The sequence below is a fragment of the Pedobacter ginsengisoli genome (assembly GCF_002736205.1).
Taxonomy (GTDB): Bacteria; Bacteroidota; Bacteroidia; order Sphingobacteriales; family Sphingobacteriaceae; genus Pedobacter; species Pedobacter ginsengisoli_A.
In genome coordinates, this window is sequence record NZ_CP024091.1 from 2,973,362 (window position 1) to 2,997,201 (window position 23,840).

17 protein-coding genes and 1 tRNA gene are annotated in these 23,840 nt (G+C 38.5%); 1 reads left to right on the forward strand and 17 read right to left on the reverse strand.

The genetic code is table 11. The features are described from left to right. Positions 1 to 22 precede the first annotated feature (22 nt). The 14 genes from CPT03_RS12240 to CPT03_RS12305 form a co-directional block, all read right to left on the reverse strand. Positions 23 to 2,464 (reverse strand): beta-galactosidase, encoded by a 2,442-nt coding sequence (locus CPT03_RS12240; RefSeq protein ID WP_216641544.1) that lies wholly within the window; start codon positions 2,462 to 2,464, stop codon positions 23 to 25. A 127-nt stretch (positions 2,465 to 2,591) separates the two neighbouring features. Further along, positions 2,592 to 4,391 carry a RagB/SusD family nutrient uptake outer membrane protein gene (locus tag CPT03_RS12245; RefSeq protein WP_099439117.1) on the reverse strand — a complete coding sequence of 600 codons (1,800 nt, stop codon included), beginning with the start codon at positions 4,389 to 4,391 and terminating at the stop codon, positions 2,592 to 2,594. Positions 4,392 to 4,417: 26 nt separating this feature from the next. After that, positions 4,418 to 7,756 (reverse strand): SusC/RagA family TonB-linked outer membrane protein, encoded by a 3,339-nt coding sequence (locus tag CPT03_RS12250; protein ID WP_172954176.1) that lies wholly within the window; start codon positions 7,754 to 7,756, stop codon positions 4,418 to 4,420. A gap of 294 nt (positions 7,757 to 8,050) precedes the next feature. Beyond that, positions 8,051 to 9,190, reverse strand: a complete 1,140-nt coding sequence (locus CPT03_RS12255) for a FecR family protein (protein ID WP_099439119.1) — start codon at positions 9,188 to 9,190, stop codon at positions 8,051 to 8,053. Positions 9,191 to 9,301: 111 nt separating this feature from the next. Then, positions 9,302 to 9,871: an RNA polymerase sigma-70 factor gene (locus CPT03_RS12260; RefSeq protein WP_317044287.1), complete on the reverse strand. Its 570-nt coding sequence runs from the start codon at positions 9,869 to 9,871 to the stop codon at positions 9,302 to 9,304. Positions 9,872 to 10,406: 535 nt separating this feature from the next. Further along, positions 10,407 to 10,486 (reverse strand) — tRNA-Leu (locus CPT03_RS12265). A gap of 45 nt (positions 10,487 to 10,531) precedes the next feature. Next, positions 10,532 to 10,831: a DUF3817 domain-containing protein gene (locus CPT03_RS12270; protein WP_099439121.1), complete on the reverse strand. Its 300-nt coding sequence runs from the start codon at positions 10,829 to 10,831 to the stop codon at positions 10,532 to 10,534. Between the two features lie 88 nt (positions 10,832 to 10,919). Beyond that, positions 10,920 to 11,450, reverse strand: a complete 531-nt coding sequence (gene hscB, locus CPT03_RS12275) for a Fe-S protein assembly co-chaperone HscB (RefSeq protein ID WP_099439122.1) — start codon at positions 11,448 to 11,450, stop codon at positions 10,920 to 10,922. Positions 11,451 to 11,456: 6 nt separating this feature from the next. Next, positions 11,457 to 12,782 carry an RIP metalloprotease RseP gene (gene rseP, locus CPT03_RS12280; protein ID WP_099439123.1) on the reverse strand — a complete coding sequence of 442 codons (1,326 nt, stop codon included), beginning with the start codon at positions 12,780 to 12,782 and terminating at the stop codon, positions 11,457 to 11,459. A 39-nt stretch (positions 12,783 to 12,821) separates the two neighbouring features. Beyond that, on the reverse strand, positions 12,822 to 13,973 hold the full coding sequence (locus CPT03_RS12285; RefSeq protein WP_099439124.1) for a 1-deoxy-D-xylulose-5-phosphate reductoisomerase: 1,152 nt from the start codon (positions 13,971 to 13,973) through the stop codon (positions 12,822 to 12,824). Then, positions 13,970 to 15,469, reverse strand: coding sequence for a GH3 auxin-responsive promoter family protein (locus CPT03_RS12290; RefSeq protein WP_099439125.1), 1,500 nt, complete (start codon positions 15,467 to 15,469; stop codon positions 13,970 to 13,972). The genes CPT03_RS12285 and CPT03_RS12290 overlap by 4 nt, the downstream gene beginning before the upstream one ends. Positions 15,470 to 15,478: 9 nt before the next feature. Next, a complete protein-coding gene (locus tag CPT03_RS12295) occupies positions 15,479 to 16,267 on the reverse strand; it encodes a hypothetical protein (protein ID WP_099439126.1) in 789 nt (262 codons plus the stop codon). Next, positions 16,264 to 17,232, reverse strand: a complete 969-nt coding sequence (locus tag CPT03_RS12300; RefSeq protein WP_099439127.1) for a glycosyltransferase — start codon at positions 17,230 to 17,232, stop codon at positions 16,264 to 16,266. The genes CPT03_RS12295 and CPT03_RS12300 overlap by 4 nt, the downstream gene beginning before the upstream one ends. Positions 17,233 to 17,235: 3 nt before the next feature. Further along, positions 17,236 to 18,189 carry a glycosyltransferase family 2 protein gene (locus tag CPT03_RS12305; RefSeq protein WP_099439128.1) on the reverse strand — a complete coding sequence of 318 codons (954 nt, stop codon included), beginning with the start codon at positions 18,187 to 18,189 and terminating at the stop codon, positions 17,236 to 17,238. 213 nt (positions 18,190 to 18,402) lie between these two features. Between CPT03_RS12305 and CPT03_RS12310 the strand changes: the two genes are divergently transcribed. Next, entirely contained in the window at positions 18,403 to 19,182 is a 780-nt protein-coding gene (locus CPT03_RS12310; protein ID WP_216641545.1) for a DUF1080 domain-containing protein, read from the forward strand. A 63-nt stretch (positions 19,183 to 19,245) separates the two neighbouring features. On the opposite strand, the gene CPT03_RS12315 is transcribed toward CPT03_RS12310, so the two are convergent. The 3 genes from CPT03_RS12315 to CPT03_RS12325 all read right to left on the reverse strand — a co-directional run bounded on the left by CPT03_RS12315 (position 19,246) and on the right by CPT03_RS12325 (position 23,812). Further along, entirely contained in the window at positions 19,246 to 21,942 is a 2,697-nt protein-coding gene (locus tag CPT03_RS12315; RefSeq protein ID WP_099441099.1) for a PQQ-dependent sugar dehydrogenase, read from the reverse strand. Between the two features lie 7 nt (positions 21,943 to 21,949). Next, on the reverse strand, positions 21,950 to 22,948 hold the full coding sequence (locus CPT03_RS12320) for a Gfo/Idh/MocA family protein (protein ID WP_099439129.1): 999 nt from the start codon (positions 22,946 to 22,948) through the stop codon (positions 21,950 to 21,952). A gap of 318 nt (positions 22,949 to 23,266) precedes the next feature. Then, complete coding sequence (locus tag CPT03_RS12325; RefSeq protein WP_099439130.1) at positions 23,267 to 23,812, reverse strand: DUF4199 domain-containing protein; 546 nt, start codon at positions 23,810 to 23,812, stop codon at positions 23,267 to 23,269. Between the last annotated feature and the right edge of the window lie 28 nt (positions 23,813 to 23,840).

Below are 23,840 nucleotides of genomic sequence, written 5' to 3' on the forward strand. Positions count from 1 at the left end.
AATAATCATTTACAAATAACAGTTATTTTTTGAACTCTGCTGAATTAGGATATGGCATTACTTCTATAGCGTTAATGGTTGCACCATTAACCGTTTGGCGTAGTCCAAATACCAATACATTCTTCTTAGCTCCGGAATTCAACCAACATTCAGGCAAAAAGAACTCACGCTGTGGGCCCGCTTCCCAATGGCGACCGATGTTATGTCCATTGAGCCACATATACCCATTTCCCGAAGCATTAATTTTGGCCATCCATGGCATCCATACTTTTGCATCCTTTTCAGGTAAGGAAAACTCAACCCTGTACCAGGTAAATAAACCTGTTTGCTCCCCTTTTGGCTGAATGCCATTGCCCTTGCGGGGAATTTCATCTTGCATATTTAGGGTAACACGCTCCCATTTATCAGCTTTAAATGATGGAGTGGTAAAGCCCTTTGTGACGCCTGCAACATCAGCGGTTAGCTCCCACTGCAGTGGATGTGTTAACACGGTATCTGCCTTAGAAAGTCCAGCCTGCCTGATGCCTCCCAACTCTTCCATAGGCACATAACCATGCGCATGTCCAAGGTTTTCGTATACCACTACAATTTCATTTTCACCTGCTTTTAGTAAACCGCTGACATCAAAACGATTGTCGAATTCATTGGGACGGATGCGCGAATAAGCACCGCGCGTAATCCAGGTTTGTGCATCTGCTTTTTCAGGAAAAAGACGCTTAGGAATTTTGCCATTAACTTGTACGGAAACAATATCACGGGTAAACATGTTAAACAAGAGCCTGTTTTCTTGCTGAATATCGGCTGCACTCAGGGTAACTTTTGAACGGTACAGGTTATATCGAAAATCATTGATCCCTATTTCTGACAAAGAGGTTTCTTTTGGAAGTACTGTCCACTTGGCTTCATTTACAGGATCGTTATAACGCAAGGCACTTGCTATACGTATTGGTGTAACATTTACCGACGGGCGAACTGGTTGCTCTGGCTCCATTAAGCACCACTTGCCCTGCTCAGGAGTAGCTCCCGGAGGAATAACTAACACTTGTGCCCCCAGATCCGGCAAATTGAAATCAATTGCAAATGAATCATTTGCAGATGTGTTTCCGTTTGTAACTGCAGCTGTTTTAATCAATACTTTCTCTCCGTTCTGATTCACATTGTAAATTGGCTCAGTGGATTTAGCCACTTTACCAGGTAATACAGTCACCCTTCCTTTTAAAGATTTATCAGGATCTGTGTTGTGCAAAAAAACAAATTTGGTACCATCCTCGGCTATGCGCAGTCCACCAAAAAGTGATTTAGGTGCATCTTTTAGTTCACAAGGTCCACCAACTGATCTTGCCAGTTTAGTGCCATACTGCTTTATAAATTCCCCCATCGCTTTGGCTGCAAAATATTTTGGGCTTGTTGCACCGCTTTCTCTGATGGCGGCATTATAGTCATAACTTGTGGTCATCCCACGTGCTCCCCAACCATTAAAATGAGTACCCCCAAAAAACATATAGTAGTTGATACCTGTACCGCCTCCAAGCATGCTCATTAAACCAATTGCTTTAAAATGACGCGCATCAGAATAATGTTCTTCACTCAATGTTCCGGTTACTAAAGAAAACCAGCCCCCCTGTAATTCCGTTACAAAACCAGGAGCATCGCTTTGTTTTTTGCGAAGATCGTACATGCGACGGGCACAACTTGGCGCATCACTTAGATTGGCTACATAATAATTATCGCAATCGAATACCTGCGACAACTCAGGGTCTTTGCTGGCCCTGGTTTGACTGGTAAGACAGGTAAACAAGGGTACATCAATGCCATTGTTTTTATAAGAATGATACAAAGCTTTTAGAAAGACTTCTTTGTCTTTGGTACCATGTGCATCATACTCGTTTTCAATCTGAAACATAATGATGCCCTTTTGGCCTTTCTTTTTGCGACTGATCTGTTCCGGGGCTAATACTTTAGAAACGGCATTGTACCAATGAACAGACCATTTGATATGTTCGGGATCGGCACTGCGTAACCAAAGGTCGCCTTTACCGGGACCAAACTTGGCCAACCAGCGAGGATAACCTCCACCAGACCATTCTGCGCAAAGAAATGGTCCTGGACGTACAATGGTGTAAAAACCAAATTCATCCTGCGCCATCTTTAACCAGGCTTTCAGGTCTTTAAAATCGAATTTGGAATTATCGTTCAGTCCTGAGGGCATACTGCGTTCATGCCAGTTCCAGGGAATGTAAGTTTCTACAGTGTTAAATCCAGCTTCCTTGATCTTTCTGAAACGATCACGCCATAGCTCCTGCGGACATCGAAAATAATGGAAGGCGGCACTGTAGATAAAAACATCTTTGCCCTCGATGCTCATGCATGAGCCATCATAACGGATGCGATGTGGATGAGCAAATTGTTTTATCGGCAATGGTGATGATGTTGACTGCTGCGATTTAGCATTCGTATTGCTCATTAATAAAAACAGGAGCAAGCATGCGTTACGGAATATTTGTGTGTGTAAAGATCTTTTCAACATTTTTTATTTAGATGTCTGTGGGTAGAAAGTAAAAAGGGAGCTCTAACCAGCCCCCTTACTTCACTTATTGTAATGGGTCGAAAGTTCCTCCCCATTCTTTATTTTGCAGCAAAACATTTTTTGACTGAGAAATCTGGGATGGTGGAAGTGCATAAAACCAGTGATTCAAATCAAGGTTAAATTTATAGGTCGCATCGCCATCAAGATTATCAATATAGTTTGCAGTAAGCTTAGCACGTGCATCAGCGCTGGTGATTTTTTCATACGGCAAAGGCAAGTTATTCATATCTTTTACTGTAATATACAAACCATGCCTTCCCATTTGATTATTCAGGATATCATAGCGTTTCAAGCGGCGGAGGTCGTTAAAGCGTTTATTCTCAAAAGCAAACTCCACAAAACGTTCATTAATATAAGCTTCCCTTATATCAGTGATGGTTGATGCGGTAAGACCATAGTTCCCACCGGCACCTGCAGTAATACCTGCACGCTTTCTGATTCTTTTTAATACCTCTAAAGCCTCTGATGATTTACCCAATTCATTGGCACATTCGCCATAATTCATCAGCAGTTCTGCATAACGCATCTCCACCCAGTCTGTTTGGGCCTTAAACCTATCCACCGTATTAACGGTGGTATCAATACCTTTACGTTGAAAGAACCCAGTACAGCCCATATTACCACCATAACCCGGATGAATTGTTTGGGCGATATTGGTATATTTATCTACACCATCCTGGCGCCAAACGCTCCAAAAACTCATACCCTTAATATAACCTGGAGGTTGTTCTTCAGGCGTTGGTTGTGGAGTTCCACCGCAATAAATAGTAGAAAAAAACCGGTCATCACGATTGGTATAAAAATCAGTCATGAATTGACTGTTGTAGGTAGGATCGCTCAGTTGATTCTTATCAAACTGCATAGGAGAGCCATCTTTTTTAGGAAAAGCAAGCAAAAGTGATAACAAAGGTTGATTGGTGTTGTCGGCGCCGGGACGAAGAAAACCAAAATTATTAGAGTGGCCCGGATAAAAGAACTGATTTACCATGACCACTTCTTTATTTCGCTCCTGGGTCCAGATGGTATGAAATCTTGGATGCAAGTCATGCCCCTGAGTTGCACCAAAATCAACTGCGGCTTTACATGCATCGTAGGCTGCTTGCCAGCGTGTAGGGTCATTAGTAGGGTTAAACAAGGGGCTTGCATAACTAAGCAAGACTCTTCCTTTCATAGCCATGGCAGCAACTTTGGTAATACGGCCATAGTCTGCGGCTGCATTAGAGTAAACACCAGGCAGTAACAGAATGGCACTGTCCAAATCTTTAACAATCTGGGCAACACATTCAGATGTTTTATTACGGGGTTTAAACAAACCTGGCACATCATTAAAATCCTGTTTGTGCAAAATAATTGGAACTCCTCCTACCCGGTTTACCATACCCCAATAAGACCATGCTCTCCAGAATTTCGCCTCACCAGTATATTGTTTGTTTAGTTCATCTGGTAAAACAGTGGTAGGAACGTTTGCCAATTCATCCAGAAAAAAGTTAGCTCTATCTATGATGTTGTAATCAAGGTTGGAAGTAGTCCCGGATTCCGAAATAATACCGCGCAGATAGTTCCCGAAATCCTTGGGTGCATTGATGGCTTCATCAGAACCGGCGCCGTTAAATGGCCATTCCGGCATTGATCTTCCATAAATACCATTCAAATATGCCTTTATCATATTGGCATCACCCCATACCATTTCCGGACTGATTACGCCATTATTCGGATAATCCAGTCCCTTCTTGCAACCCCACATCAGCAATACTGCTGATATCCCGCCAACAAAGAATTTTATATATTTATTGTTAAGTTTCATGTTTCTTAAAGTTTGTTGTGAATAATTTAAAGCGACAGATTGACACCAAAGTTGAAAGACTTCATTAAAGGATAGCTAAAGCCCCCTCCCATTTCCGGATCGTAATATTTCTTATTGAACCCGCTGATGATAAACAAGTTGGATCCACTGCAATAAAACTTCAAGCCGCTGATGCCTATCTTATTGGTAATACTAGAAGGGAGTGAATACCCAATGTTTAACATGCGCAGCCTTAAAAAATCAGCTCTTTTTAACCAAAAAGTACTTGGAGCATTCGTTACCCAATTGGTTCCATCATTTGCAGAATAACGTCTAGGCAATGAAGCGTTTGGATTTTCGGGTGTCCAAGCATCATAAGCCCATGGCCTCCACATGCGGTTCCATTCTACATTTCCATCTACCAGGCCATTCACCATTCTGTAGGTATGTAAGTTACCCGCAAAACTTGCATCCAGACTAAACCCTTTCCATTCAAAACCCAAGTTTAAACCTAATGAAACAGGGTTGGTATTTTTCTGAACTACAGTTTGATCCCAGTCATCAACAATACCATCAGGTTTACCCTCTTTCCCACTCAAATCAGCATAGGTTAGCTGGCCTAAAGCAGGCGCCCTGCCATGGAATTTATAATTCGGATTGGCCGCAATAAAAGCATCCAAATCAGCTTGAGTACGAAGCATACCTGTATTAACGTAGGTAACTACTCTTGAGCTGGATTGATTCAATTCATTTTGATATGGATAGGTGATGTTTTGATCTTTATAAGTCGGAACTGCATTTGCATAACTGGCATTCACGTTTGCATAGTAATTCAAATTACTGGTTTTGTTGCGGTAGCCTAAGGTAAATTCAACACCGTCTGACTTATATTCGCCATAGTTTGATGAAGGTAGTGAACGGCTAAAAGTTGGAGGCACCTGCGCAACCCTGCCAATAAGAATATCATAAGTCTTTGTTCTGAAATACTCAGCTGTAGCATTAAAATGGCTTAAGAAATTTACGTCAACACCAACATTATAGGTCCGTGTTTTTTCCCAGGTGATATCAGGGTTAACCATTCCTCCATACCCAATACCAACATTGTTGCTAGGGGTGCTTCCAAAATAAGCAGAATTATCATTTCCATACTTTTGTTGATACTGCCACGCATCAACATTATCTGCACTGGTAGTACCTACAGAGGCCCTTAATTTCAGCATTTCAATTCCTTTTATATTCTCAAAAAAGTTTTCACGAGAAATTACCCAACCTACTGAACCTGAAGGGAAGAATCCCCATCGGTTTTCAGGAGCAAATTTATACGACCCATCGTAACGGAAGGTAAAACTAGCCAGGTATTTAGCACTGTAATCATAAAAGAGCTGGCCAACATAAGATTTTCGCCCGGTAGTTTGCTCTGTATTCCCTCCAACAAAAGAATCAGCACGGTCACCACTGGTAGCCCACCATTGATCAGTATAGATCACAGGGAACCTTTCGCGGGTTCCATTTAAACCACCACCTTTATTTTGTGCTTTTTCATAAGTAAGCCATCCTTGTACATGGTGCTTCTCTGCGAAAGTATGGTCATAGTTCAATTGAAAATTTAGCTGAGCCGCATCACCCCAGGTATAATTTTCAGAAAGATATTCTGAATTATGTCCTGACGGTTTAGTTGTTAACATGTCGGATTCTTTGGTGCTGATCTGTTTGGGCGTGTCGAAGGTTTTCATTACCCACAAATTATAGCGTTTAAAATAATTCTTGCCACGATAATTATCGAATGCCCTGATGTATTGCGCAGAAGCACTAAGCCCATCGATCAAGGGAATTTTATAGGTTCCTTTCAGGTTAATCACTGGCTTTAACAAATTCTCTTTCGCATACCCTCCATCTCCCCTCATTTCTGCACCCAGGTTATGCCAGTCAAAAGCGATAGGATTACCTGCGTCTGTCCACACCGGCTGATATGGTTGCCTTAATAGTTCGGCACGGTAATCATCAGTCTCATTATTTCCCGGAGGTCTTCTAGTGAGGTTATTATTTGCCGAAACACCAGCAAACAGGGTTAAATTTTTAGTGATATCAGCCGTAAGGTTAACGCGAAAATTGTATTTATCGAAAGATGTATTTTTCTGGAAAGCATTCTGCTTTACATAAGAACCACCTACAAAATAACTAAGCTTGTCCGTACCGCCTGATGCACTCAGGTTATGTGTAGTAGTAGAAGGATCCTGCCAAATGTATTCTATAATGTCGTATCCCCAGCCGTTGTTGATGTTTTTGAAGTAATCAAAATCTGACTGGGTCCAGCGATCAGGTGCCGTCGGATTAAGGCGGTTGTAGATTTCTCCGGTTTCAATTGCACTGGTTCTTTCTGCATTTTTTCCTCTTTTATCAAAGCCGGTATTAAATGAATAATTGATCTTAGCTCTCTGATTCCTTTCTCCACGCCTGGTTGTAACCACAATTACACCGCCAGAAGCCCGCGCTCCATAAGCAGCAGTTGCTGCTGCATCTTTCAGTGCAGTGATATTATCAACATCATTGGGACTCAGGTTATTAAAATCCGCTGCCCCGGTAACTAAACCATCGATAACATATAATACATCTTGATTGTTAAAAGAAGATTTTTCTCGAATTCTAATCCCAGGAGCCGTCCCTGCACGACCTGCAGGGGTATTCACCCTTACGCCTGCCATTTGACCGGCCAGCAAGTTTCCTAAAGTTGTCGTTGGGATGGACCTTTTGGCTTCATCCATTTTCATGGTCACAACGGAACTGGTAACCAAGTCCTTTTGCTGTTTTCCATAACCAATTACCACTTCGTCAAGTTCTTTGATCATTAGCTCCATTTCAATATTAAGGCGAGCTTTTGCCACTACCGTTACCTCTTGAAACCCGAGCATCCTAAACAATAACTTACTGTTAGCCGGCACTTTAATTTCAAAATTACCACTGGCATCGGTAGTAGTTCCATTCTTATTGTCTTCAACCGAAACCACATTAACACCAGCTAGTGGCAAGTTACTTCCCTTTTCTGTTACGGTTCCTGTAACTGTAATTACCTCTTGCACCACCTTAATTATTGGGGACAAAGGTTTAATAATGATAGTTTTCTCATCAATGGTGTAGGTCAGATTCTTTCCATAGAGAACTTGCTCCATCACCTTATCTAAGGGAGTGTTGCTAAAATTGGCCACAATTGTATTATTGGCATTCAATTTATCCGATTTCCATAATACATTATATCCAGTTTGCTTCCTGATTTCCTTAAATACTTTATTCAGACTTACACTTTCCTGATTCAACGTAAGTCGTTGCGCGAAGCCATTTGCGCTTACCTGCATGATTGCTGCTAATAGTATAACTGTAGCTAGTTTCATAACTAGTAGGAATTTATATATATACGGCCGGGGCCTGCATATAAATTTTGTAGAATTTTTATACATTTGAATGTTTAAGATTAAGCTTTAAGATGTTGTTTCTTGACAATTTTGGGCTACCTGAACAGTATTACCAGTATCTGATTGCATTCGGATACTGGTTTTTTTCTATTCAGGCTTTTTTTGCCACTAAGGCTCTGTTTTTTCTTTCTGACTGTTCATGTTTTTGCTTGTTTAGTATTTGGTTATATTAAATCATTTGTGGTTCATATTTATTTTTAAGCTTTCGGAGGCTTAATTTCTGCTGATCTTTATTGTTCTGTCATCAATAGTAAAGCGTACCCCTCCTAACTGTTCAAGTTTCTTTAATACATGAGAAACATTGGCAAACTTTGACACCGAGCCACTATACAATTCTGTTTTAAGGCTATCATCGTTAAAAACAATTTCAACATTATACCACCTAGCAATCATGCGCATAATATGATCCAGGTTGTCCTCATTGAACATAAGCAGATTATCTTTCCAGGCAATGGCTTCCTCTGTATCAACATCTATAACACTAATGGCATTAGTTACTATGGCCTGTTGGCCTGGCTTTAACAGTTTAGAAACATTAGATTGAATTTGAGAGATTTTAACACTTCCTTCCAGTAGGGTAGTTTTGGCACTTTTTTCATCCTGATAGGCATTAACATTGAAATGTGTCCCTAATACCTCCACTTGCTGATTAGCAGTTTTAACTTTAAATGGCAATGCAGTATTATGAGCTACCTCAAAATAAGCTTCACCTGTAAGTTCTACCTTTCGTTCCTTTTTATTAAATCTCAGCGGATAGCTTAGCGATGATGCCGCATTTAACCAGACTTTACTTCCATCCGGCAAACTGATCTGATACTGGCCCCCTTTGGGAGTTGTGATGGTATTCAAAGAATATGGAGCATCAACATCGTCATTTGCACTCGCAATTACCTCATACACCAACTGACCATCCTTAGTTTTAGAGATAGTTACCCCTGCTTGTTTAGCGATACTTCCATTTGCGGCATCGTCTAGGGTAATGTTACGGCCATCGGCAAGCGTAAGTATAGCCTTATTTCCTCCTGGTTTAATGTCATTAACATGCTCATGTCGCACAAGTTCTTCCTTTGGGAGTTTATGACGATAAAAATAAAGACCAGAGCCAAGGATAATTAGGACCATCGCAGCGGCAGCAATACGCGGCCATAAGGAAACTACCCTGATGGGACTGCGGTGAATAGGTAAGGAACGGAAAACTTCATCCAGTTGTTCCTCCTTATCCTCCTCAGCTATCTGGGGAAGGTCTTTTATCTCATATTGGAGGTACCAGGTCTCCAATAAGCCTTTTTCTTCTTCTGTGCAGTTTCCCGCCACATATTTCTTTAGTAAGTCCTTAGCGTCTTGTTCTTTCATAAATTCGAGGGCGGTTTACGTCCTATTCAATACTAAGACAGTTAAAGGGGGGGGGAACAGGTAGATGAATTGAAAAAAAATTAAAAAAAATATTTTTTCCTAAAAAACCGCTTAAAACAGCAAAAAAAACAAGATCAACAGCACACCCAATCTCACCTTAAGCGTTTTTATCGCATTGGTGATTTGTTTGGATACGGTCTGTTCTGAGATATCCAATTGATTGGCAATCTCTTTATGGGATAAGCCAGATTTCCTGCTCAACTCAAAAACTGCTCTCATCCTGGGTGGTAAGGCATCAATTTCCTTTTGTATCAGCAAGGTGAACTCTTTTTCCCTGATCAAATGATCTGCGATACAATGATCTTCATTTATAAAGTTTTGAAGCGACTCTACATATTTTGAGGCTACCTTTTGGTGTGCAGCTATGTTGAAAATTCTGTTTCTGAGTGCAGTATAAAGGTATCCTGACAAGTTGATGGTTACAGGTATTTCAGCTCTTTTTGTCCAGAGATTTGCAAAAAGCTCCTGTAGTACATCTTTTACTTCTTCAAAATCACCCAGTTTTTTATAGGCATGATTTTGCAAGAGCCTTTTATATCTGTTGTAAATTTCTGTGTACGCAAGTTCATCCCCCTCCTTAAGCAGGGAAATTAATTCTTGATCATTGACCTTACAATACATCAACATGGTGGAATATCCCTAAATCTTCTTTCACAACAAACATTAAACGAAACCATCAAAAAAAAGATAAACTTGGTTCTATATAATTCGCAATTTAAATCTGTCAAAAAAACTATAAGCATGCAAATTACTTATAACCAAACTTTTAAACTATTCAAATATTGATCAATACCGATGTTTTTTTGACTACACAGGTATTAAACTAAGAATTTCATTTCGACGGACGTTGTAAATTTGTGAGTAATACAGTCAATTGAATCATGTAAAAATTCTGAATGATTAAATTTTACTGATTTTGACTGTTCATCCTCTGTGAGACAATCAAATTCTGTACAACACATTCCTATGGGGCTTCAGCAATAAATAAGATACTTGTTCTGACAAGATACATACACTAGACAAGTGGTTCGAATTCAGTACGGATACTATTGACAACTTACCTTAATCGGAGGTCGAAATAAAAAAACACAATTTGCAAGCTTTAAAAGATGATTTCAACCAAAAATCCCTCTCTACTTTCGTAAAGAGGGATCTGTACCCAGCGCCGGAGTCGAACCGGCACGGTTTCCCACAGGTGTTTGAGACCAGCGCGTCTACCAATTCCGCCAGCTGGGCATTTTGCTTATTAGCGGGATGCAAATGTATTAATTGAATAACTAATTACCAAGACTTATTTAAATTATCTTCTTTAAGTCTTTTATCTACTAAGAATGGTGCAAACGGCAATAAAGATGCAAACCCTATGAGTACCACCTTTTTAAAGCTCCATTTATACTCCTGCCACGCCATAATTAAAAAAACAATGTACAGCATAAATAAAACACCATGCGCCCAACCTGTATATTTTACAGCTAAAGGCATATCTGCCCAATACTTTAAGGGCATAGCAATAAATATCAGCAGGATGTAAGAAATTCCTTCGGCAACAGCAACTTTTCTAAAAATGGGTAATGTGTTCATATATATGGATTTGCGGCAAAGGTATCCAAACAATCATTGTAAAAAAGCAGCATTTTACTTTTTTACAATGATTTAACAGCAAGCCGTATTAATGGCTAGCTTTTGCAATGCTCTCCTGAAGCCTTAATAAGTACTTTGTCCGGTAATACAAATCCTTTACAACTAAAAGAATGTTATCCTGTTCAACAGTAGTCTTGTCTTCGAAAGAATCCGTAAGTAATAGAATTTCTTTTGATAAGCCCTGTTCAACTTTCTCAACATCCTTCTTTAAGTTCTCCAGCTTTACAGCATCAGGATCAAACTGCAAATCCATCAATGCTTCGTTAATATCCATCATTTCCATTAAAAAGCTTTGAGGCAATACATAATTTTCGCCCTCCTTTAACAAGCCTTTTAATTCTAGAACATAATGTAAACGCTTCTGCGAATCGCTTAGAACTTGGTATGCTTTATTATTAATGGTGCTTAATTCCAATACTTCAGCCTGTTTCTCATCGCTTTCATTGATATAAAAATCTGGATGATACTTTTTACAAAACTCATAAAACTTTTGCTTTATAAATGCAGTATCAGGATTAAAACTTAAAGGTAAGCCATAGAATTCAAAATAATCCGTCATAAAACGCTAATGCATTATGGCCTTAAATATGTCGTTTCCGAGTACAAAAACCATCAATGACAGCAGCAGTACAAATCCAACTATTTGAGCACGCTCCATAAATTTATCACCAAGAGGTTTCCCTTTGATCATCTCAACAATCAGGAATACAACATGCCCACCATCTAATGCAGGGATAGGCAATAAGTTCATAAATGCCAATGCAATAGAAATAAAGCCTGTAGAAGCCCAAAATCTGGCCCAGATCCACTCTCCTCCATACACCTTACGTGCTATCTCTACCGGACCTGAAAATGCTTTATTTGCTTGTATCTTACCGGTAACTACTTTCCAGATTCCCTTAGCATTATCACTAAAAGTTTTCCAAGCTTGATTTGCTCCTATCGGAAGAGCTTCAAAAAAACCATAATTAATGGTCTGCTGCTTAATTTCATCTATATTAAAAGCAATACCAATAGTACCAGCACTATCTACAGGAATGTTATAAGTTAGTTTTTCAGTACCACGGTTAATTTGAAACTTAACCGCCTTCTTCTTATACTTCTGTAGTTCGTCTCTAACATCAGCACTAAATCGAACAGGAGCATTATTTACCGCAACAATTTTATCCCCCTGTTTTAGTCCTGCCTTAAGGGCATTACCATATACACTATCCACTGTTGACGTTAAAAGAGGTGCCCTGCTAATGAATGCTTCAATTCCTAAATCAGAAACTTTGTTTAAAATGTTTTCAGGTACTTTAATGTCTAAAGTTCTATCTCCACGGATAACCGTTAAATTTGTATTTCCCAACAGCACCTTTGAACTAATCAATTCATCAAAACGAATCACTTTGTTCCCATTAACAGCAATTACCTTATCTCCTTTTTGAAGTCCAATTTCCTTACCAATACTACCTGGGTTAATACCATTCTGTACGGAACTGTTCGGGATAAATGTTTCACCATATTTAAAAGTAAGCATCCAAAAAATCAGAATACCTACCACTATATTAACAATAACGCCACCTAGCATTACTATTAGCCGCTGCCAGGCTGGTTTAGATCTAAACTCCCAGGGCTGTGCCGGCTGGTTCATTTGCTCAGTATCCATAGATTCATCTATCATACCAGCAATTTTAACATAACCACCTAAAGGCAGCCATCCTATTCCATACTCACAATCGCCTTTCTTAAAGCTAAACAGCTTAACATTCCAGGCATCAAAAAACAGGTAAAACTTCTCTACCTTAATTCCAAAAGCACGTGCCGCAAGAAAATGTCCTAATTCGTGTAAAATAACTAATATCGATAATCCCAGAAGTAACTGGGCCGCCATAATCAATCCGCTCATATATGATTTTAAATGTTTCTAAATTTGACTGTAAAAAACTTATTTTGTTACTAGCTCACGCGCAAATATACGTGTATACTGGTCGGTTTCTAAATAATTATTAAGAGTTGGCCTGGCTATAAAGCTGATATCCGACATGCATTGTGCTATGATATCACTCATTTCCAGAAAACCAATCTGATTTTGTAAAAAGGCATTTACTACCACTTCATTGGCTGCATTAATGATACAAGGCATATTTCCAGCTCTGCGTAATGCCTCAAATGCCAGGTCAAGATTTCTAAAAGTATTTCGGTCAGCTTGTGAGAACGTCAGCTCCGGATAATCCATAAAGTTGAAACGCTTAAAATTGCTGCTTATTCTTTCAGGATATGCAAAAGCGTAATGAATTGGCAATTTCATATCCGGCAATCCCATCTGAGCCTTCATAGAACCGTCATTAAACTGCACTAACGAATGAATAATAGATTGTGGATGTACAATCACATCAATTTGCTCTACTTCCAGATCAAACAACCATTTAGCTTCAATAACCTCTAGCCCTTTATTCATTAAAGATGCTGAGTCGATAGTGATCTTTGCTCCCATTACCCAGTTGGGGTGTTTAAGTGCCTCGGCTTTGGTAACATTGGCTAAAAAGTCCCGTTCCTTACCTCTAAACGGGCCACCTGACGCAGTTAAATAAATCTTTTCAATTGTATTTACAGCCTCCCCTACCAGACATTGGAAAATTGCCGAATGCTCAGAATCCACAGGTATAATTCTTACCCCATACTGTTTAGCTAATCCGGTTATCAAATCTCCAGCCACTACCAGTGTTTCTTTATTAGCCAGGGCAATATCTTTTTTAGCTTCAATAGCAGCAATAGTCGGCTTTAAACCAACAGACCCCACTATTGCAGTAAGTACTAAATCCGTTTCCGGTAAACTTGCTGCCTCACACAGTGCTGTCTCGCCTGCCAAAACCTTTATAGTCGTTCCGTCTAAAGCCGTTTTTACTGCTAAGTACTGATTTTCGTCACCTACAACTACCATTAAAGGCTTAAACTTTAATGCCTGATGAATCAATAAATCGGCATTTGATTGTGCCGTAAGTGCTGTAACCTTATACAATTCAGGGTTTGCCTCAATAACTTCTAAGGCCTGTGTTCCTATTGAACCGGTTGCGCCTAAAATGGATATGTTCTTCAATTTATAAAACTACTTAAATTATCAGCAATCTTTCTGTCGTTCGATAATCTTGGAACTTTATTTTGTCCGCCAAGTTTACCCTGACTACGCATATAGTTCACAAAAGCATCCTTCTTTAATGAACGAATGATCAGTGGCTGCAGTATTTTCCCTTCAATGAGGTCAAAATAGTAAATATTCTTCTTTTGTAGTGCCTCGTCTACTTTTTTACTGAAAGCATTGAGGTCTTTGGGAGCAGTAGAAAACTCTACAAACCACTCATGATAAGGCAATTCACCCTGAGGCGTTTCAACCTGAGGGGCAACCGTAAATTCTGTAATACCAACACCTTCTTCTTTCGCTACGGTGAGTAAAGCATGCTCTACCTCTTCGCCAATTACGTGTTCTCCAAATGCCGAAATAAAATGTTTAATGCGTCCGGTCACCAATATTTTATAGGGATTTTTAGACACAAACTTAATTGTATCCCCAATGCTATATCCCCATAATCCCGCATTTGTATTAAGTATTAGAGCATAATTCTTTTCCAATTCAACATCTTCCAGACTTACCCTTAAAGGATTATCATTATAATATTCATCTGCCGCGATAAATTCATAAAACATCCCTGCATTTGCCAATAATAATAAACTCTTATCCTGCTGGCTATCCTGGTAAGCTATAAATCCTTCCGAAGCGGGATAAGTTTCAATTGTATCAACCCTCTTACCTATACTTTCTTCAATTTTAGCCCTATAGGGTTCATAATTAACACCACCATATACAAACAGGGTAAAGTTTTTAAAGATGTCTTTAATCTTTTTACCTCCAGCTTTCAGTGTAAGCCTGTCAAAATACATCTGTACCCATGGTGGTATACCCGAAATCAGAGTCATATCCTCATTAAAGGTCTCCTCAACTATTGCATCAACTTTTTGCTCCCAATCTTCTATGCAATTTGTCTCGTAAGAAGGTAGGCGGTTTTTCTGTAAATAACCTGGAACTAAGTGGGCAACTATACCTGATAATCTTCCTACGTTAATTCCATTCTTCTTTTTTAGTATCGGACTTCCTTGCAAAAAAATCATCTTACCATTAATAAACCCGGTTTTACCTGTTTCATTAACATAAGTAAGCAAGGCATTACGTGCTGCCTTAACATGCTCAGGAACTGATTCTTTAGAAAGTGGAATGTATTTAACTCCAGAGGTAGTACCTGATGTTTTTGCAAAATAAAGAGGCTTACCTTTCCACATCACATCCGGTTCACCTGCAACTACCCTTTCAATATAAGGTCTTAACTCTTCGTAATCCCTAATTGGCACTGCTCTTTTAAAATCATCATATGTTTGTATTGAAGCAAAACCATGATCCTTACCAAAGGATGTATTTTTTGCAGAATCAATGAGTTGGCTTAAAGTTTCCTTTTGTGCCCCAATTGCATCTTTTTTCCATTTATTTATACCTTTTACAATAAAGGCCGCAAATGGTTTACTTAATGCCGCTTTTAATCCCATAAGTTCTGTTTAAACTATGTTATGTATAATGTCAGGCTCAGCATCTCCTTTGTATTCACTCATCATTTTACGGTAAGCAATGGTTAAAGCCACACTTGATAGAGGTACAATAATAAAAGAGCTCAGAATATTTATAAAAAAAGAAACTACCGGCCAATGTATATAGCTAAAAAACAAATAAAGCAGGTGAAAGCTCAACAACACTAACAAAAGCAAGAAGATCTTTGTAAAGTTGCCTTTTGTAATGGCCAGGCTAAACTTGATAGATAAAAATGGCGGCAGGTCTTTATCAATTATAAAAAATGGAAAAAAGGAAATACGAATCCATGTAATGAATATTGCAATTACACCAACAGAAATTGCCACATTGGTTATAATTTCCATTTTTATACCAGTATATATTAGCGGAAAAGCTACTAATGCTACCAACGAATACACTCCAATAATACAAAGCATAAAGTAAAGGGTAGCCACCAAAAATCTGATAATCTGTTTTCTGGTAGGAATTGTACTTACAATACTTACATCATGCTCTTCATCATCCAATAAGTGAAAAATATACCTAAACAACGACAGGTTAATTGTAAAATAGAACATCACAAAAATGAAAGCCATTAATATGCTCAATCCCTTACTCACATCCTTTAAAAAGAATGCCATTAAACCCGAAGCATTAGAAGTAATAAACATCAAAAAGCACAGCGTAGCAATAGAAAAGTAATTTCTTTTGGTAACTGTCCAGGCTTTGCTAATCACCTCATTTACAGCAAATGTACTCTCCTTTAAAAATTCTATCATTGTTGTTTAAATACTACTCTTTTAATAAAATCCTGCATAAAGCCCAAACCATAGGCTGTTAACTGAATGAATGCGGCAATTATGCTCAAAAATGCAACTTTTAATGACTTATTAACCTGCCATGAGTGAAAAAATATCAACATAAAGTAAATCAGCATCACAAAGTTACAAATGAATGCCAAAGGCCAATAAAATATATTAATAAGCACAGTAAATATTACCCCGCATGTAAAAACAGCCGGAAAAAAATGCACTAATTTTAATTCTGCCGGGAAATGTTTATAAATATTTATCCTTGCACGGCCAAAAAAATGCAACTGCTTATAAAACTGGCTAAAACTTGTCCGTCGTTTATGAAAAACTCTGGCTGCAGGTATTAAGCCGATCTTGAACCCATGTTCATGAATACGAATACTATACTCAATATCCTCTCCAAGCCTTGTTAAAATAAAACCACCCACCTTTTCCCATACCTCTCTGGAAACTCCCATGTTAAAGCTCCGTGGATGAAACTGTCCGATATGCTTTTTATTCCCTCTTATTCCTCCGGTTGTAAAAGGTGAAGTCATGGCATAGCTAATGGCTTTTTGCACTGGGGTAAAACTTTGATGCGCTGCATCAGGTCCACCGTAAGCATCCAGTTTATGTTCAAAAAGATAGTTTTTTACGATTTCCAGATAATCCTCCGGAATCAGGCAATCAGAATCAAAAATCACAAAGAAATCACCTTTAGCTCTTTCAAATCCGTAATTACGCGAAAACCCCTGACCCTCATTAGGTTTAAAAAAATACTTTACATCAAGTGTATTCGCATATTTATCAACAATACCCTTAGCATCATTTACCGAACCATCTTCAATTACCAATACTTCAAATTGTGTATAGGTTTGTTTGGTAAGCGTAGCTAAAAGCTCATCAATCTCTTGTGGACGATTGTAAAGGGGGATTATAATCGAAAAAAACATTTATTATAAGATCTCCTTTTCTATTAAATATTGATTACGTTCTGTAGCATTTCTGGTAACCAGTTCGGCAACAAAACCTGTAAGGAACAGCTGAGAACCAAGTATTATGGCAACCAAAGCAATATAAAACAAAGGTTGATCTGTTACATCTCTTTTATATGGAATGGCCATAGATATGTGATACAACTTAACACCAATAAGCCATAATGCCATAAATGTTCCTATTACAAAACTTAGAACTCCTAATGAACCAAAAAAGTGCATTGGTCGTTTCCCAAACTTGCCAACAAAAAAGATCGACAACAGATCTAGAAATCCGTTAACAAAACGGCTCATTCCAAATTTAGTAACCCCATACTTTCGTGCCCGGTGCTCTACTACCTGTTCACCTATATTCTTAAATCCGGCCCATTTTGCAATTACAGGAATATAGCGGTGCATCTCTCCATAAACTTCAATGGTTTTTACCACGTCATTTCTGTAAGCTTTTAAACCGCAATTAAAATCATTTAGCTGAATGCCCGACATTCTGCGAGTAGCTGCGTTAAATAATTTAGTGGGTATAGTTTTCGTAATCGGATCGTAACGTTTCTTTTTCCAGCCAGATACAATATCAAACTTTTCCTCTTTTATCCGACGGAAAAGTTCAGGTATTTCATCCGGGCTATCCTGCAAATCAGCATCCATAGTAATTATAACATCACCCTGTGCAGCCTCGAAGGCTACATTTAAAGCAGCCGATTTACCATAGTTTCTCCTGAATTTAATCCCTTTTACTGAACTATATTCCTGCTTTAAATTTTCAATGATGCTCCAGGAAGCATCAGTACTTCCATCATCAACAAAAAGAACCTCATAACTAAAATTATGCTCCTGCATTACCTTAGCAATCCATGAAGTTAATTCAGGTAAAGATTCTTCTTCATTATATAGGGGGATTACAACAGAAATATCCATGTGTGATTACAACGCTTAAAACTGTGCAAACTTACTTAAAACTTAACAAATATGCGTATGTACAAAATTGTTATGTTTAGCCATCATGATCGTAGATTAATAGTTGCATCAAAACTGTAACAATATTACCTATTCCTAATAAATACTTAGCGAATTATTATAATTAATCCCATTTAATTATAAATTTGAATAGTTATTAAATTAAATTATATAATGATAAATATTCGTAAATCAGTTATGCTTGCTACTTTAATGATAGCAGGAATTAACATCGTTCAGGCACAAGATGCAAAGCCTGAAGACACTGAAGTATATACCCCGGTTCCCAAAGTAGTATCAACACCGGAACTTACAATAGCTCCTCCTTCTGATGCTATTATACTTTTTGACGGCAAAAACCTTGACCAATGGGTAATGACTGACGATAGATCTAAACCTGCTGCATGGACTGTTGCCAACAAAGTATTTACTGTAAATAAAAAATCAGGGAACATCGAAACTAAAGAATCATTTGGTAATTACCAGCTACACCTGGAGTGGCGCGTACCTGCTAACATCACAGGAAAAGGACAAGGCAGAGGTAATAGCGGACTTTTCCTTGCTTCTATTGGCAAAGGTGATGCTGGCTACGAATTACAAATTCTTGACTCCTATAAAAACGACACCTACACAAATGGGCAAGCTGCAAGTATCTACAAACAATTTGTACCTCTTGCAAACCCAACCCGTAAACCGGGCGAATGGAACAGTTACGATGTAATCTGGACAGCACCAACATTCAATGACGATAAAACTGTAAAAACACCTGCCAGAGTTACTGTGTTATTTAACGGCGTATTGGTTCAGGATAATACTACATTGTTAGGTCCAACCCAATATATCGGAGCTCCTGCATACAGACAAGCTCATGGCCCTGCACCAATTAAATTGCAATCTCATGGTGATCCTAGTGAGCCATTAAGCTTTCGAAATATTTGGATAAGAAATCTGTAATTTCAAATTAGTATAGAAGAGCCGTTCAAAGAATGCGACTTAATTCTTTGAACGGCTCTTTTTTTATTTATTAGAAAAATAAATCCAATCCAGATTAAACAGATCATTCTTTTGATCTGTTAACGCCGTAAATACAAAGTAAAGATCATGCTTTCCCTTCGTTGTATTTATGGCTACCGTTAACTCTTTCCAATCCACTTTACCATTAGGGTCGGCAGCTGGAACGGTAAGCTTACTAAGCAAAGGCCCATTCGCATTATCTAGTCTTAATTCAATATTCCCCCCACTTCCAATAGCTTGTACATTATATTTAAGCTGCTTAATCCCGGTCAGATCAATTGCATTAAACTTGATATAGCTTTGGTCCGCAATTCCTACTACATAAGCCATAAAAGCAGTTGTTATCGTAATTACACGAACATTTCCTTTGTCAAAATCCTCTGCCTCAACATATGGACTACGTAAAGAGAGGTAAGCATTTCCATCCAATGGTTCAATACCATTAGCCCCTTTATCCCTATAAGAAGCATTAAGCAGATAACTTCCCTTTTTTCCCTTTCCAACATGCTCTTTTAATGGAATGCTATTTTTAAGCGGCAGCTTTCCTGACTTTTTAGAAAGCGAAAGAATATAATTAACCATTTCCTGTGCATCATCAAATGATATTGCAGGATGTGCAGACATAGCCCTTTCTCCCCAGTTCCCACTGCCACCTTCAATTACTTTTTTAGCCAATGTCTTCTCAATATCTTTTTGTCCCGCATAACGCATTGATATCGATTTATAGGTAGGACCAACAGAGGTTTTATCCATAGAATGGCATGCCTTACAGTCTAAATTTGCCACCATGCCAGATCCTTTTAAGTACTTATAGGCCCCGGGATCTTGATTCCCCGCAAGAATAACAGCAACATCCTTTCCACTTGGAAGATATCCAAAGGAAACCTTGACTCTGTTTTGATCTATCTTCTTATCCTCTTTATCCTTAACTATAACCTGATAATCCAGTAATTCCCTGTCCCAATAAAAACTGTTGTTCGCTGTACTGTTAATCACTACCTCCGGAGGAGTGTTTCCAACATGTATTTTCGAAACAGCAGTCCCAACTGCACCTTTATCATCGCTAACAATAAGTTCTACATTATAAATGCCTAATTTCTTAAAGTTGTATTTGATTTCAGGTCCTTTAATTGTTTTGCCTTCTATTTTCCAGCTAAAATCAAGTTTATCATCTTTATCAAAATCAACTGATTTACGCCCAGTCAGGTTAACCAGAAAAGGAGCAGCCCCATACTGTTTGTCAACCGTAATCTCGGCGATAGGTTTTCTATTCCCCTCCTGATATTCAATTCTCACAAGTTTTGCATCTGTATTTTTAGAAAACCAATTCGTACCATACTCCAACATGTATATTGCTCCATCCTTACTAAACTGCATATCTACAGGCGCCGAGAATTTAATATGTTTTAAGAATGGTTCCATTTGCTTGTAATTACCATTTTCATCGAAGGTAATGGCCATTATCCATCCTCTTATCCAATCGTAAATAAATAGCTTGGCATTATAATATTCAGAAAGTTTGTAAGGAGCATTTGGAAAAAGGTCGCTATAATAAACCGGTCCTGCGGCTGCAGTTGCCCCACCACTTCCAAGAAGAGGAAAATGCTTAGATGACATCTTACCATACCATATCATTGCAGATTGAGCCGGTGGCAATCCCTTTTCACCGGTGTTATTGGGCGAATTATTAAAAGGTTTAGCGGGATCTTTTTTCTCACCAGGTTGTTTAGTCGCATAATTATACAAGGGCATTGCTTGATTGTTACCCAAAAAATAGGGCCATCCGAAAAAACCAGGCTTTTTTGCTTGATTGACTTCATCAAAACTCATGTATTCTCCATCTTCACTTTGTATTTTTGTATCCGGCCCCACATCTCCCCAATATACATATCCATTTTTTTGGTCAATACTAAATCGATAAGGATTACGGGATCCCATCGTGTAAATTTCAGGTAAGCCCTTTGAACCATCTTTAGGAAAAAGATTCCCATCCGGAATGATATATCCGCCACCATTTTTAGGAATGATGCGTAATATCTTTCCCCTTAAATCATTGGTATTTGCAGACGTTGCCTGGTCGTCGGCAAGTCCCCTACCAGGTCTTTCATCCACCGGCGTGTATCCTTCTGTTTCCTCAGCATTAGTATTATCACCAGTAGATAAATAAAGTATTCCTTTCGCATCAAATGCAAGGTATCCAGCCGAATGACAACAATACTTGCGTTGGGTAGGAATCTCAAGTACAATTTGTTCCGATTTATTGATCAGTTTATCACCTATCAACTGATACCGGGCCAATCTGCTTTTTGACACCTCTCCTGCCACTGCAAAATAAAGATATACCCAATGGTTTTCTGAGAACTTCGGGTCGAGGGCCAATCCAAGCAAGCCATCCTCAATTCCACTAAAAACATTCATATTTGCAATAGTCTTAACAACCTTGGTTTTACTATTGTAAAGCTTTAAAGCACCTTTACGTTCTACAAAAAGCACATTGAGATTGGGTAATATTGCCATCTCCATAGGTTCGTCCAATCCTTCTGCAAGTACAATACGTGTATATCTGCTACTATCAGGAACTTTTACATCAACCTTATTTAAAACTTTAAGGCTCTGATTTATTTGTCTGTCTTTCGAACTCCATGAGCTAAAAATGACAACAAAGAATGCTGCCCCTACCAATAAGTAATTTGATCTCATTTTAAAATTAAATATTAGCCAATGAAACAGGTAAACCATTACGCTTTCTGCTGAGATCTGCAGCCTTTATAAACGAGAAAATTTCTAATGTTTCTTTTTCAGACACAGGAGGTTTTCCCGTTTCAAAAAAACTAATGATTTCAGCAATTAAGGGCGAATAAGAATTAAATGGTCCTAATGGTGCTATTCCACTTGCTCCAAACGCAGTACCTGCAATATTTGAAGCACCGTTACGTATTCCACGGACACTTCCAACACGCCCATCTTCCCATATACCCGTCACAAAATCAACTCCATCATTATAAACTCTGGTTACCGTTTTGCAACCTGGGCCCATTACCGAAAACAACATCTCTATTCCATGTATTGCATACCAGGCCATATCCATGTGATTTGGTTCTATCTCTGCCGGTGTATAAACATCAGCTCCCAATACTTTACCTATACTTCCTGAAACAACCTTCTGAACATTGCCATCAAAACGTAATGCCGAAGAACTGAAAACTGGTGAATCATATTTTTTTGAAGCAGCAAAGATTTTCTTAACATCTGCCAGCGAAGCTGCAATAGGTTTATCAATAAACATTCGCTTCCCTGCCTGCATTACAGGTAAAGCCTGCTCAAAATGAGGCCTGCCATCAATAGTCTCCAATAAGATAACATCAACCTTCTTGATCAATTCTTCTATTGAATCTACTATTTCTACTCCGTTTGCTTTAACTGCCTCAACAATTCCAGGTTTCATTTTTAAAGCAGCAGGAATGTCTTTGCTTCCCTGGGGGTAAGCTGCTACCACCTTGTAGCCTTTCATTTCTGGACCACCACTATTAATTGCTTTAGTGAAGACTTCGCTGTGAGATGTATCTAATCCAATAATTCCAATACGTTTCCCGGTTTCCTTTTGCAATGATGATTTGCCTAGTGAAGGCAAAGAATGAAGCAATCCTGCACCCAAACCTGCTAATGCAGTGTTCAGAATGAAAGATCTACGGTTAAAAGATCTCATAATATATTTGGTTTTTTGTATGTTTCAAACAAAGAGCTGATACAAATAATACGTTCTCCATACCAAATGTATTCCACCATCCCCGAAACAGAAAAGAAACCTTACTGATTTGAGAGAAAATTGAGCGTTAATAATAACTATTGCTCTTAAGGAATAAATGTCTTTATTAATAAACGACAGTTAACCCTAATCAGCTGGCATACAAGAAATGACGACCGCACTTTCTGAACAACCTCCAAACAATAATAAACAAAAAAAAGCAATTATTAAAGGGACTAATCCATTTTAATAATTGCCTTTTGCATTCTTAAGCCAAACTTACTCTTCGTAAAGAGGCTGCTCCTTCTTAACTACTGCCGCCCCTATTAAACTAATAATCAGTCCATATATAGTATAGCTCACCGCTACCCCAAATCCAATAAAAAAGATCATATAAGGCCTCATCATTTCTACCCCTTTAACCTTATTTTCATCGTCACCGGCAGCAGCCACTGCCGAATCCATTAACTGATCAAAAGCATTCCTATCCAAAACTTTATAATAAAGGATAGTAAATACAGCGATAAATAATCCTGCATATGCAGCTACTTTAAATCCAGAAGAAAATGCTTTCCCAAAGCTTATATAACCACCCAATTCCTTTTTATATGTTGTTTGTACAAATACAACTGCCATAATAAACGGGATATAAGAAGCCAGTGAGTAAACAACTTTCTCGGCAAATGTGGTATTCGGGCTGTTCTGATCTACCCCCATCCACTTCATCACAAACATAAGTACAAGGAAATAAACAGAATAAGCTATTGCGCTTTTAAACGCCAGCTTATTTGGACTCTTTTTTGGTTCAACTACTACTTCTTCCATTCGAAAGTTTTAAATAAACGTTAATATA

Excerpts from the sequence above, each read along its gene's own strand:
- CPT03_RS12240 (WP_216641544.1), bottom strand. The coding sequence starts at position 2,464 with ATGAGCAATACGAATGCTAAATCGCAGCAGTCAACATCATCACCATTG.
- CPT03_RS12270 (WP_099439121.1), bottom strand. The coding sequence starts at position 10,831 with ATGAACACATTACCCATTTTTAGAAAAGTTGCTGTTGCCGAAGGAATT.
- rseP (WP_099439123.1), bottom strand. The coding sequence starts at position 12,782 with ATGAGCGGATTGATTATGGCGGCCCAGTTACTTCTGGGATTATCGATA.
- CPT03_RS12315 (WP_099441099.1), bottom strand. The coding sequence starts at position 21,942 with ATGAGATCAAATTACTTATTGGTAGGGGCAGCATTCTTTGTTGTCATT.
- CPT03_RS12320 (WP_099439129.1), bottom strand. The coding sequence starts at position 22,948 with ATGAGATCTTTTAACCGTAGATCTTTCATTCTGAACACTGCATTAGCA.
- CPT03_RS12260 (WP_317044287.1), bottom strand. The coding sequence starts at position 9,871 with ATGTATTGTAAGGTCAATGATCAAGAATTAATTTCCCTGCTTAAGGAG.
- CPT03_RS12290 (WP_099439125.1), bottom strand. The coding sequence starts at position 15,469 with ATGGGATTAAAAGCGGCATTAAGTAAACCATTTGCGGCCTTTATTGTA.
- hscB (WP_099439122.1), bottom strand. The coding sequence starts at position 11,450 with ATGACGGATTATTTTGAATTCTATGGCTTACCTTTAAGTTTTAATCCT.
- CPT03_RS12300 (WP_099439127.1), bottom strand. The coding sequence starts at position 17,232 with ATGTTTTTTTCGATTATAATCCCCCTTTACAATCGTCCACAAGAGATT.
- CPT03_RS12310 (WP_216641545.1), top strand. The coding sequence starts at position 18,403 with ATGATAAATATTCGTAAATCAGTTATGCTTGCTACTTTAATGATAGCA.
- CPT03_RS12325 (WP_099439130.1), bottom strand. The coding sequence starts at position 23,812 with ATGGAAGAAGTAGTAGTTGAACCAAAAAAGAGTCCAAATAAGCTGGCG.
- CPT03_RS12295 (WP_099439126.1), bottom strand. The coding sequence starts at position 16,267 with ATGATAGAATTTTTAAAGGAGAGTACATTTGCTGTAAATGAGGTGATT.
- CPT03_RS12245 (WP_099439117.1), bottom strand. The coding sequence starts at position 4,391 with ATGAAACTTAACAATAAATATATAAAATTCTTTGTTGGCGGGATATCA.
- CPT03_RS12250 (WP_172954176.1), bottom strand. The coding sequence starts at position 7,756 with ATGAAACTAGCTACAGTTATACTATTAGCAGCAATCATGCAGGTAAGC.
- CPT03_RS12255 (WP_099439119.1), bottom strand. The coding sequence starts at position 9,190 with ATGAAAGAACAAGACGCTAAGGACTTACTAAAGAAATATGTGGCGGGA.
- CPT03_RS12305 (WP_099439128.1), bottom strand. The coding sequence starts at position 18,189 with ATGGATATTTCTGTTGTAATCCCCCTATATAATGAAGAAGAATCTTTA.